We start from the raw sequence: 11,853 nt of genomic DNA on the forward strand, positions 1-11,853 counted from the left end.
AAATTTGTTAGGCCGGACTTAAGTAGAACGGAGACCCAGTGCGAAGGCCTTGTTGGATGGAAATGCATATTTCATAAGTGACTAATTATCAAATAATTAAAAATTAACGTCAATGGTAGGTACGAAGCATCTTTTCGTTTATAAGTTCTAAGTGAGTTAAAGATCTTTTATTGAAAAGCAATCCCCGTATTTCTTCGGCTCCGACAGTCCCGCTGTCCGTTTTATTTCGCTGCGCTCCATGCTCACTGCCATCGAGTTTAACCGGCAGGGATAGAGGTTTATCGGCATCAGATAACCTGTAAAAAAAAATGCTTTGCGTTCTTGCTAAGTTCTCAGCGTTCTTTGTGGTTAAATTGAATTAAATCCTTTCTAAAACCTCAAAAGTATAATCGTATTTGTTTCTTTCATCGGCCTGGTGTGGTTCACAGCTAATTACTTTCCATTCTTTCCGGTCAATTTCAGGGAAAAAAGTATCGGCGTCAAAACTATGGTGGATAGTGGTTAAATAAAGTGTTTGCGTTTTTGGCAATGCCTGTCTGTAAATCTCCGCTCCTCCAATAACGAATACCGGTTTTTCTTCTGTTTTTGTAATGGCTAAAGCTTCATCCAGGCTGTTAACCACCTCGACACCTTCAATTTTTAATTCAGGATCTCTGGTAATTACAATGTTTCTGCGGTTTGGTAATGGCTTGCCTACAGAATCGAACGTTTTACGTCCCATGATCACCGTATGGCCAGATGTAGTTTGTTTAAAAAACTTTAAATCGGCCGGCATATGCCACAATAGCTGGTTATTTTTACCTATTGCGTAATTTTCGCTTATTGCTACAGCGATGGAAATATCGTTCATTATTTGATTGGTAATTTAAAATAAATCAGAATGTGTTCCCAATCTATCCAGGTAGATTTCTTTTTTAGTATCGTCTTGAAGCCAGGTCATCAACCAATCTCCTTTGATGTGACATTCCCAAAAGCCGCTATAATCCCCGCTTAAAATATGTGGTTTATATTTTGATGGTAATTTACCATGCTCTCTTAAGGTTTTTAGTACTACTTCCAAAAGAGAAACATCGTAATTGCGTTTTATGCAGCGCTTGTAATCTTTTTTAAACTGATTTGAAAAAGATATGTCATACATGTTAAGAATTTAGCTTTTGCATTAAATCCGAGTGACTGGAGGATTTCGTCAATCCTTCACCTTTTAGGGTCTTTTTCATCGAAGCAACTGTGGTTTTATTCGGTTTTTTCTCTGTATCAATATTTATGATAACCCCCAACTCTTGTAGGAGCTGTTTAACTAAACTGCTTTTTTTTTCTGGTACGCTGATTGAAAAAGTTTCCATGTACAAATATACTAATTCTGTTACACCGCTACAACACCCTTAATATGAGGATGCGCTTCATAATTCTCAAGTGTAAAATCTTCAAACCTGAAATCAAAAATGCTTTTTACTTCAGGATTGATTTTCATCGTTGGAAGTGGTTTCGGTTCCCGGCTTAATTGCAGATTGGCCTGTTCGATATGGTTGTTGTACAAATGTGCATCACCAAGGGTGTGGATAAAATCTCCGGCTTCGAGACCGCAAACCTGTGCTACCATCATGGTAAGCAGGGCATACGAGGCAATATTGAAAGGTACACCAAGGAAAATATCGGCACTTCGCTGATATAACTGGCAGCTTAACTTCCCTTCAGCCACGTAGAATTGAAAAAAAGCGTGACAAGGGGGCAAAGCCATATTTTCGATTTCGGCTACATTCCAGGCCGAAACGATAATCCTGCGCGAATCGGGATTGTTTTTGATGGTATTGATGATGTTGGTAATTTGGTCAATGTGCTGCCCGTCTGGTGTTGGCCAGCTTCTCCATTGCGAACCGTAAACAGGGCCTAGGTTACCGTTTTCATCGGCCCATTCATCCCAGATTCGAACACCGTTCTCTTTCAGGTATTTGATGTTGGTATCACCACTCAAAAACCAGATCAGTTCGTGGATAATAGATTTTAAATGCAGTTTCTTCGTGGTTACCATCGGAAAGCCTTCCTGAAGGTTAAAACGCATCTGATAGCCAAAAACGCTTATGGTTCCGGTGCCAGTACGGTCGTGCTTCTGCGCGCCATGATCAAGCACATGCTGCATTAAATCTAAATATTGTTTCATACACTCCAAACCCCTTAAAGGGTTTTACCTTTAAAATAAATAATTAATTACAAATATCTAAAATTTATCAGGTGTTATAAATCAATTTTATAAACACTATGCATTTACTAACATTTGGCCGATAATTGTTTTTGAAATGAAAGTACATCGGTAATGGAGGCCTTTCGTCCTGCTTTGCATTTCAAGTACTCACTCATACTTCGCTCCGGGCTTTGCGTTTCAATCAGATTTATGATTTAAGGTTTGTGCAAACCGGGCATAGTTGCAGTAATCAGCTCATGAGCTCCGTGTGCAGCGATACCCTGCAGTGAGGAGCCACGACGAAGCGAAGCATAAAAGCGGAACACGGGAAGAAAGGAATTGGTAGTTTCTGTCATTGCGCTCCAAAACATGAATATAAAAGTACCGCTAAAGCTCATGGAGTAAAAAACACTTTGTATTTTTGCAAAATGAGCCAATTGCTGGTTTTGCAATTAGGACTCAAGACTTACGACTCACGACTCAGGACTAACATGCTAGCTTTTCCCAACGCGAAAATAAACCTTGGCCTAAACATTACCGAAAAACGGGATGATGGTTATCATAATCTGGAAACAGTTTTTTATCCGATCAATATTAAGGATGCTATAGAAGTTACCGATGCTGAAATAACTTCCTGTAAAATACATGGTATCGATATTCCAGGCGATCCGAACGATAACCTTTGTTTCAAAGCCTATCAGTTAGTAAAAAAGGATTTTGATATCCCCGCACAGCAGATCAGTTTGTTGAAAAATATTCCGGTTGGTGCAGGTTTGGGTGGAGGATCAGCCGATTGTGCTTTTCTGATCAAACTTTTAAACGACAAATTCGCGTTGGGAATGTCTGTGGATAAACTGGAAAACTACGCCCGTCAGTTAGGTGCCGATTGTGCATTTTTTATTGAAAATAAGCCTGTTTATGCATTTAATAAGGGTGATGAATTCGAAAAGTGCGAGATAGATTTGTCAGCCTGGTTTAAGGTTTTGGTGAAACCGCCTGTACACGTGAGTACAGCAGATGCTTATGCGCACGTAAAACCGCAGAAACCTTTGCAATCTTTAAAAGAAATGATACATTTGTCTCCAACAACATGGAAAAATAAGGTTATCAACGATTTCGAGCCATCGGTATTCGCAAAGTATCCCCAAATTCATCAAATAAAAACCAGTTTATACGATGCAGGCGCAACATTCGCTTTGATGAGTGGTAGCGGTTCGTCGGTTTTTGCAATTTTCGACCATCCGGTTAAGTTGCCTGAGCTGGAGCAAAACAACTTTGTATATTACGATGTATAAGCTGAGCGCGTGTCGCATGGCGTTGCGGATAGCAAAATGTTAGGTGTAAATAATAAATTTAAATTAAGGTAGAGGGTTGGAAGGTAGAAGGCTTAAGGTCTTGATACCTGGTACTTAATACTTGATACTATCGATATGAATATAAATCTAGTCCGCAAAAGCGGGAAATTTAATTTTGAGGCAGAAAACGAGAGCGGTTTTACCGTAGAGCTGGATGCAAAAGTGGCCATTGGTGGAGAAGGAAAAGGTTTCAGGCCGATGGAAATGTTACTTATCGGATTAGGCGGTTGCAGCGGTATCGATATGGTAAATGTATTGACCAAGCAAAAAGAACCACTAAACGACATCAAAATTTCTATTAATGCTACCCGTAAAGAGGAAGAAATGCCCCCGATTTTTGATGTAATCGATATCCACTTCGATTTGTCCGGCGATTTAAGTATTCAAAAAGTTGAACGTGCATTAGCCATGACTTTCGATAAATACTGCTCTGTATCGAACATTTTAGGTCGTTCAGCCACAATTAATTTTACTTATAACATTAATAAGGGGTAAAAAAGGTTTATGGTGTAGGGTTTAGGGTGAAAATCTCCTGTCTAACATCTCAAATCTCATATCTCACATCTCACATCTCACAATAAAATGAAATCCGAAAATTTTGAAACCATAGCGATACGCACACAAACCGAACGCAGTTTACATAAAGAGCATTCATCTCCGATTTACCTGACATCGAGTTATAAGTTCGACGACGCAGAAGAAATGCGTGCGCTGTTTGCCAATGAAAAGGAGGGTAATGTTTACAGCCGTTATTCTAATCCGAATACTTCAGAGTTTATTGAAAAAATGTGCCTTTTGGAGGGAGCAGAAGATGGTTTCGCCACAGCAACGGGCATGGCTGCAATTTTTACCACATTTGGTGCATTTTTGAAAAATGGCGACCATCTGGTATCAAGCCGTTCTGTTTTTGGATCTACGCATCAATTGTTAACCAACGTTTTTTCCAATTGGGGGGTAACTTTCGATTATGCCGATCTGGATAAACCGCAAGACTGGGAGGCTTTGATTAAGCCTAATACCAAAATGATTTTCGTTGAAACTCCATCTAATCCTGGTATCGATATCATCGATCTTGAATTTTTGGGCAATCTGGCTAAAAAACATCAGATTTTGCTGGTGGTTGATAATTGCTTTGCCACGCCATATTTGCAGCAGCCTATTAAATTTGGCGCGCATATTTCTATTCATTCAGCTACCAAATACATCGATGGACAAGGCCGTGTATTGGGAGGGATTATTTTAGGTGCCAAAGAACTGATTGCAGACGTGATTGGTTTTGCCCGTCATAGCGGTCCGGCCTTATCACCTTTTAACGCATGGATATTATCGAAAAGTCTGGAAACTTTGGCCATCCGTATGGACCGTCATTGCGAAAACGCTTTAAAAGTTGCCGAATATTTAGAAAAGCACCAGAAAATTAAGTTGGTTAAATATCCGTTTTTACCTTCGCATCCTCAATATGACATTGCCAAAAAGCAAATGAAACAGGGTGGAGGCATTGTAACCATTGTGGTTGGCGGTGGTATAGATGCCGCGCGTAAATTTATGGACGGTTTGCAACTGTTTTCGATTTCGGCAAACCTGGCTGATACGCGTTCTATTGCGACACATCCCGCAACCAGTACGCATAGCAAACTCACTGAAGAGCAACGCAATGAGGTGGGCATTGAACAGGGATCTATCCGTTTATCGATCGGTTTAGAGCATATCAACGATATTTTGGCCGATATTGAGCAGGCCCTGGCTTAACGGTTTAGATTTTAAAGAATTCAGTAAAATTTTTTTCCAGTATCTGACCTCTAAATGAGTGTTTTATAGTGTGTTATGAATGATATTGTTTTTATTCTTTCCGAACTCGAATCCATCGGTGAACCCGAATACTTAAAAAAGATGGTCCATTTTGGAATTGATACTTCCAAAGCCTATGGTATCCGTGTGCCGGCTATCCGCAAGCTCGCCAAAGTTGTCGGTAAAAATCAGGAACTTTCTTTATTGCTTTGGGAAACCGGATTTCATGAGGCCCATCTGTTAGCTATCTTTATTGGCGATTATAAAAAGGTTGGAGAAGCGCAGATAAATGCGTGGACAAGTGATTTTAACTCCTGGGATATATGCGATCAGGCTTGTGGGAATCTTTTCGTTAAAACGCCTTATTTTAAGCCGAAGGTTTTTGAATTTACACAGACTGAAGCAGAATTTGTGAAGCGTACTGGTTTTGTATTGATGGCTGAAGCGGCAGTACACCTTAAAAAAGAACCGGATGAAACTTTTTTGAGCTTTCTGCCCATCATTGAAAGGGGCGCTTATGATCACCGGAATTTTGTGAAAAAGGCCGTCAACTGGGCGCTGCGGCAAATCGGCAAACGCAATCCCTTTCTGCACGGGCATGCTGTTCAAACGGCAAACAACATCCTCGCCCAAAACAACAAAAAGGTAAATTGGGTTGCTTTGGATGCTTTGAGGGAGCTCAATAGTGATTTTGTGCGGGCCAGGCATGGTTTATAGCTGTTGACGCCTCCAAACTGATAACTGAAAACTCCAAACTATACTTTCTTACCCTACATCAATGCCTGTTCAACATCACTGCGGTAAATTTGTATCATTAATAAGAAAGGAAATTTATGTCACAGTTTATTTTGCACAAAGCAAACACCCGCGGTCATGCCAATCATGGCTGGTTAAATGCACACCATTCATTCAGTTTTGCAAATTATTACAATCCGGAAAGAATGCATTTCGGGGTTTTAAGGGTTTTAAATGATGACTTGATTGACGGTGGTATGGGCTTTGGTACCCACCCGCACGATAATATGGAAATTATTACAATCCCCTTAGCGGGTGCCATTGCACACAAGGATAGCATGGGTAATTCGGCCGTGATTAAAAATGGAGAGATCCAGGTAATGAGTGCCGGAACAGGTGTGAGCCATAGCGAGTTTAATGCCAATGCAGATGAGCAATTAAATTTACTGCAGATCTGGTTATTCCCCAACAAGAAAAACGTTACGCCACGTTACGACCAGCAAACTCTGGATGTGGAAGCCAGGCACAATAATTTTCAACAGATTTTGTCACCCAATACAGATGATGCTGGTGTATGGATCCATCAGGATGCCTGGTTCTCGTTAGGTAAATTTGATGCAGGTTTTGAAACCGAATATAAAATCAAAAAAGCAGGCAATGGTGTTTATGCTTTTGTGATCAGTGGAGAAGTAACCATAAACGGACAGGTGTTGGGCAAAAGAGATGGTTTAGGTGTTTGGGATACCGATAGCATCAGTTTTAAAGCCAACACTGCTGATGCAGAGGTTTTGTTAATGGATGTGCCGATGGAATTAAACTAAAAATAAATTTAACCAAACCCCGCAGGTTTTTGAACCTGCGGGGTTTATTGATTAAAAATATGCAAACTACCATACTTTATATCGGAAGAGATACTGAAATTACTACCGTAATGGCACGGCTGTTAAATGCCAGATCGGAGTGGAAAGGAATTTGCGTGTGCTCGGATGATGAGGCCATTTCCATTTGCAGAGAACAGCACATAGACCTGGTTCTGCTCGGAAACGGAATTAATGCCGGATGTGAAAAGGCACTAAGAGAAAAATTAACAAAAATAAAGCCCGGTGTGAAGATTATCCAACATTATGGTGGTGGAAGCGGGCTTCTTTATGGGGAGATCATGACGGCACTAAATTGAGTAAGAAATATTTTTTGCACTTTGCTATTACTCCCTCAAATAGCTGCAGTTGCCAATCCACCTAAACGGGATTGCAGCGATATCCTTTTAAAAGAAGCACCTGCTTCCGTTTTACTGTGATGCTGAGGTACGAAGCATTTGTTTCATCGCTTACAGATGCTTCGTACCTGAGCATAACAATTGCATTTTAAAAGATTTAGCGAAAAGTCCGACTGTCAATTAATAAGTGCTGCAGGACTTGCTTTCAAAACACTTTAAGCTAATCTCATTAAAGCTAGTTTTACGCAGTAAAAATAAATCCTGATGGTTTGTGAGACACAGACCATGGAATTTTTGGGCTTTAGCTAATGTAATCTCTATCCTCGTCGCTTAAGGTATTTTTATTTTCTTTCGTAGGTTGATTTCTCTCAATCTCATCATCATAACTGCTTATTGTTTTCCGCGGACGGCCTACAACGAAGCCGATGATAAAACCTACGATGATGCAAACGCCTATCACGATCAGCTTGGATACCTGAACATCGTTTGCAACGATAAAGTTAAATGGTACCTCATCACTGTTCAAAAATAAGAAGGCGGTTAATAGGGCCGTTAATATAATGATCGAAATTGTTTTTGCACTCATGGTTAAAAGCTGTAATTAAATGAAAACTCTAATATCGGATTTTGATTGTAAATCTGGTTAACAAAAACCAATCTTGCCCCTAAATCTACAACAGGCTGATAACGTAAAATGTTTACACTGGTGTTTAATTCTACCCCATATGTTTTTGGATCGTTAAAGGTTGTACCTTTGCCAATGTTCTCATAGTGGCAAAATAACCCTGCCCTGAAATTTCTAACATAAGCAAACGGACCTAACTCCCAATCGGGAAAAGCAAAAGGGAAACGGTAATTGAAAAGCAGGCTATTTTGTAGTTTGCTTTTAGCTAAAATATTGTTGTACCCATAAACCGTTGCAATCTCTGTTGCATACTGATTTGCCCCTGTTGCTTTTTGATAATTGAAACTCGCCAGAAAGGAATGGTTTTTAGCAAAGCCCGGAAAGTAAAGGAAACTTTCAAGCGCTAAAATTTCTCCTTTTAAATTTTTATCAAAGGGCTGGTGATTGTAAGTTGCCCTGAACACCTGCGCCCACCTTGGAGCAATATCTCTCTCGGTAGTGCGAACACTGTGGTTAAAAGTGAAATTATATTCCATCGGAAATTTAAGTTCTTGTATAAAGCCGGTAGGCATGTTTTCCGGCATGTATCTTTGTGTAAAACTTGTTGCCGTATTCAGGGCAAAAGAATAGTTGTCGTTTCGCGCGTTGAACGATAGCGGAAGCGATGCGTTAAATTTAATATAGTTCTCCCGCCAATCGCCTTGCTGTATCGCATTTTTAGCGCGGTAGAACGTGCGTTTAGGTCTGTTCCGGTATAAGATACTCAATACCGGGTAAAGTGCTTTATAGCTTATGTCTGCAGTGTATTCAAAGTGCTTTAAATCCCGGTGGTATTTTGCGCCGGAATAAAAATCCATTGTGTTAAGCAGGTTGTTTGATTGCAGTTCTAAGCCAAAAACATATTCGTTATCAATTACCGGAACAATACTGTGGATGTTGAAAAGATTTAACGCTGTATGATAACGCTTTGATGGGTAAATGCTATCAGGAATATTTTGAAAAACATTACCAATATTTTCCTGCTTTTCTGCTGCTGCAGAAAAATCGACAAAGTTATTTTCGCCTAAAGGCTTTTCTGTAACAGGAATTTCGGCAATTTCGTAACCGTTGATTTTATAATCGTTAAAAATGATTTTTCCATCGCTGCTTTCCGTAGGGTTGAAAGCTCCATATTTAGACGCGCTAAGTGCGGTGATTTTTTTCAAAACAGGATCTATTTCATAAATATTGTCAATGCCATTAAAATGTGCATTGAAAGCAATCTTTTCATGAATGAAAACCGGACGGCTGAGTTGTTGTCTGCTGTTAGAAACGAGAAGAGATTTTTTTTCTCCATCCATTAACCATAAACTTTTTCCTTTCTCACTTACGCTGATATAAGCAACCTTATTTCCCGACTGGTCGAATGAAGGTGTTTGCAGGATTTCGTTTTCCGGATTCGGATAAGTCTTTAAAATCTTTCCAGAACTGGCGTCGATCTCTACTAAATTAAATTGATTATTAAGTTCAACTTTAGCTGCAATAATTTTCTTTCCATCTTCGGATAAGCTGGGAGAGAAGAGTCTGCTTTTGCTGCTTATTTTTTTGAATGCTTTGGTCTTTAGATTATACGAACAGATTACACTATAACTCCGCTGTTTGTACCTTGGATCGTAGTGGATTTCATCCCAAACCAGGAGGTCGTTTTTTAAGCTAAACCATGGCTGTTCCTGGTAACCAATTCCGAACAATTTTTGCTCTGATTTATCTTCATTTATGACCACAAAATACCGGGCTTCACTTTTGCTTTCTTTGAGTGCTAGAATCTGATTTTTATTTAGCCTTACCGGCAAAAAATAATGGGTTGCTATTTTTGTTTTTTTATTTAAGCTTCCATAGTTTTCTGTAGTGGATTTTTCTTCCTGTTCTTTCCATATTTTAACCAGTTTGTTTTGAGTAGATAAAAAATATTGACGGGTATTTTCGCCAGTATATTTTTTTAAGCTTTTCGAAAACGGATACGGCCTCCATGGTCTTTTCCTGATGTCGCTAAGTAAACTGTCTGAAATGAACTGACCGTATTTTTCTTTCATGTCGGCTACCATGAGATATCCTGTTTGATAGTAGCCCGGCGTGATCTCTTTGTTTGATCCAAAATAAGCTTTGCTGTAAGTGAATTTTTTTCCCTCCAAAAGTGAAGCACGGTAAGGCATAATCCAGTTGGGTTGTCGGCCACGGCCTGAATAAGTCAGTGCAGTTTCATTTACCACGGCATCACCTTCAAAAAACCAGATAGGTATGCCTGCCCCAAAGTATGCGAAATAGACCAGCTCCGGAAAGGGATGTTTCTGTGTTCCTGTCAATTTGTCAAACTGTGCAATGTGTCTGAGTTCGTGAACGGCAAGGTTGTTCAACCAATCCTGACTATCAAAAAACTGGGGAGGGGTAGCATAAAATTCCGACTTTTTTGGTGCCAGCTGAACAAAGCCGTTAGCTACCGTTCCACGGTTCTGTAATATTAGTGGAATGGAGGTTTTTCTCTGGTTCAGTCCCAGACCGGTTTTAGTGTAAATAAAGGGTAGGGTATTGGCCATTCTTTGGGCTTCTTTTTCCAGCTCCTGAGGGTAGATGATTTTAAAGCCCCCGGATGAAATATAGTTCCATTTTACACTAAGTGGGTTTTGTGCAGTGCTGAAAATCTGTCCAAAAACAGATTGTGAAATAAAACTTAAAGTAATTGACGTTAAATAACTGATTATTAATCTATTGTTTGCTTTTATAAAATTCATATAAATTAATTGCTAAAATATTTAGTTTTTCACAATTTAATGGTGTTTTATTTTTTAAATATATAATTTATATATATGTATATAATTAATTGATTATCAATAGTTAATAAAATTTATTTAAATTGATAACATGCTTGTTTTTTAATAAAAATATAGACAAAATTGATGCTGGTAATGGAACAAAAGCTCGTTTTAATTTCTCTCACTATTATTCAATTAATTTACACTTATTAATCGATTTTCTTTAAAATTTTTTCTTCCGATTATAATTTCTGTATGACCGACGGAAAATGATTTTAATCTTATAGGCGAAACGCCAGACGCATAGAATTTATCTACTCAATAGAAGATTTTACAAAGATTAACCAACCGCCTGGATTTGGGCCGGGTGAGAAGCAAACCCTTATAGTTAAATTGATTTTTTGAATGCATTAAATGGAACCTGATCGATCAATAGTTTTAAGTGATCGTCAATAATTAAAGTTTAAAATTTAGCTGTGCGTAAAGCCTGGTTTTATCCAAGATGATTTTTTTTATGACATAATGTCCTGTCTTCGTGATGGTGGTTTCTAATCAATTTCCGGCTCTTTTAATTCCCTGCTTTGATTGGATTGGCTGGAATTACTGCATCAGCATGCGAGCTAAAGTGGCAAAATAGACCTTCTAAAATGGAATTTTTCACATTAAATCGATGTTTTAGTGATGAAATTTTGGCTTAAAACCGGAATCAATGCTATCGATTTGTGTGTTTTTTTGATGATTTTGGTCCTAAAATCGACAACATTTTGAGTTGATAATGCCATTTCCTGGCGATATTCACGGGCAAAAGTATTTTTAATATCTTTTACCGAAATTTATATTTTTTAAGGAAAAGTGCCTTAATTGTTGTTTAAACGCGGTTTTTTGGTCGCGGTGTCTTTTTATACTTCATTACCTGGATTTGAGGATTTTTCATCTTCAGGCATGAAAAACGATCCAATAATTTAGGTTTACAACCCGGATTTTTTGCTTTTTTGATGACGATTAATGGCAAAAATGACTTCTGTTTTTGGGCCGTATGGTAAATGTTTCCGCTGCAATTGAAAGCCATGCTGAAAGCAGGCATATCATCATTTGCGAAATTTTTAGCTGATTTCGGGGGGACATATCCGCATCACTTATATGAAATTTTACTAAAAAAATCCTGA

Annotated in this window: 12 protein-coding genes; 6 read left to right on the top strand and 6 right to left on the bottom strand. The window is 38.8% G+C overall.

Going from position 1 to position 11,853, the window contains the following annotated elements; genetic code table 11:
• Positions 1-358: 358 nt before the first annotated feature.
• The 4 genes from QZ738_RS15350 to QZ738_RS15365 are packed head-to-tail and all read right to left on the bottom strand — an operon-like array spanning position 359 to position 2,158.
• A complete protein-coding gene (locus QZ738_RS15350; protein WP_293788619.1) occupies positions 359-850 on the bottom strand; it encodes a dihydrofolate reductase in 492 nt (163 codons plus the stop codon).
• A 15-nt stretch (positions 851-865) separates the two neighbouring features.
• Positions 866-1,138 carry a type II toxin-antitoxin system YafQ family toxin gene (locus tag QZ738_RS15355; protein ID WP_293788620.1) on the bottom strand — a complete coding sequence of 91 codons (273 nt, stop codon included), beginning with the start codon at positions 1,136-1,138 and terminating at the stop codon, positions 866-868.
• A 1-nt stretch (position 1,139) separates the two neighbouring features.
• The gene (locus tag QZ738_RS15360; protein WP_293788621.1) at positions 1,140-1,343 is read right to left on the bottom strand and encodes a hypothetical protein; all 204 of its coding nucleotides are present in this window, start codon (positions 1,341-1,343) and stop codon (positions 1,140-1,142) included.
• A gap of 20 nt (positions 1,344-1,363) precedes the next feature.
• Positions 1,364-2,158, bottom strand: a complete 795-nt coding sequence (locus tag QZ738_RS15365; RefSeq protein WP_293788622.1) for a thymidylate synthase — start codon at positions 2,156-2,158, stop codon at positions 1,364-1,366.
• A gap of 512 nt (positions 2,159-2,670) precedes the next feature.
• On the opposite strand from QZ738_RS15365, the gene ispE reads away from it, so the two are divergent.
• The 6 genes from ispE to QZ738_RS15395 all read left to right on the top strand — a co-directional run bounded on the left by ispE (position 2,671) and on the right by QZ738_RS15395 (position 7,234).
• Positions 2,671-3,474 (top strand): 4-(cytidine 5'-diphospho)-2-C-methyl-D-erythritol kinase, encoded by an 804-nt coding sequence (ispE, locus tag QZ738_RS15370; RefSeq protein WP_293788623.1) that lies wholly within the window; start codon positions 2,671-2,673, stop codon positions 3,472-3,474.
• A gap of 135 nt (positions 3,475-3,609) precedes the next feature.
• Positions 3,610-4,029: an OsmC family protein gene (locus tag QZ738_RS15375; RefSeq protein WP_293788624.1), complete on the top strand. Its 420-nt coding sequence runs from the start codon at positions 3,610-3,612 to the stop codon at positions 4,027-4,029.
• An 87-nt stretch (positions 4,030-4,116) separates the two neighbouring features.
• Positions 4,117-5,283: an aminotransferase class I/II-fold pyridoxal phosphate-dependent enzyme gene (locus QZ738_RS15380; RefSeq protein ID WP_293788625.1), complete on the top strand. Its 1,167-nt coding sequence runs from the start codon at positions 4,117-4,119 to the stop codon at positions 5,281-5,283.
• Between the two features lie 75 nt (positions 5,284-5,358).
• Positions 5,359-6,039 (top strand): DNA alkylation repair protein, encoded by a 681-nt coding sequence (locus QZ738_RS15385; RefSeq protein WP_293788626.1) that lies wholly within the window; start codon positions 5,359-5,361, stop codon positions 6,037-6,039.
• A gap of 116 nt (positions 6,040-6,155) precedes the next feature.
• Positions 6,156-6,878 carry a pirin family protein gene (locus tag QZ738_RS15390; protein ID WP_293788627.1) on the top strand — a complete coding sequence of 241 codons (723 nt, stop codon included), beginning with the start codon at positions 6,156-6,158 and terminating at the stop codon, positions 6,876-6,878.
• Between the two features lie 59 nt (positions 6,879-6,937).
• On the top strand, positions 6,938-7,234 hold the full coding sequence (locus QZ738_RS15395) for a hypothetical protein (RefSeq protein ID WP_293788628.1): 297 nt from the start codon (positions 6,938-6,940) through the stop codon (positions 7,232-7,234).
• Between the two features lie 340 nt (positions 7,235-7,574).
• On the opposite strand, the gene QZ738_RS15400 is transcribed toward QZ738_RS15395, so the two are convergent.
• Together QZ738_RS15400 and QZ738_RS15405 are read right to left on the bottom strand one after the other, a co-directional pair.
• On the bottom strand, positions 7,575-7,859 hold the full coding sequence (locus tag QZ738_RS15400; RefSeq protein ID WP_293788629.1) for a LapA family protein: 285 nt from the start codon (positions 7,857-7,859) through the stop codon (positions 7,575-7,577).
• A 2-nt stretch (positions 7,860-7,861) separates the two neighbouring features.
• On the bottom strand, positions 7,862-10,666 hold the full coding sequence (locus tag QZ738_RS15405) for a hypothetical protein (RefSeq protein WP_293788630.1): 2,805 nt from the start codon (positions 10,664-10,666) through the stop codon (positions 7,862-7,864).
• Positions 10,667-11,853: the final 1,187 nt, after the last annotated feature.

The organism is uncultured Pedobacter sp. (genome assembly GCF_913776295.1).
In the GTDB taxonomy this organism is placed as follows: domain Bacteria; phylum Bacteroidota; class Bacteroidia; order Sphingobacteriales; family Sphingobacteriaceae; genus Pedobacter.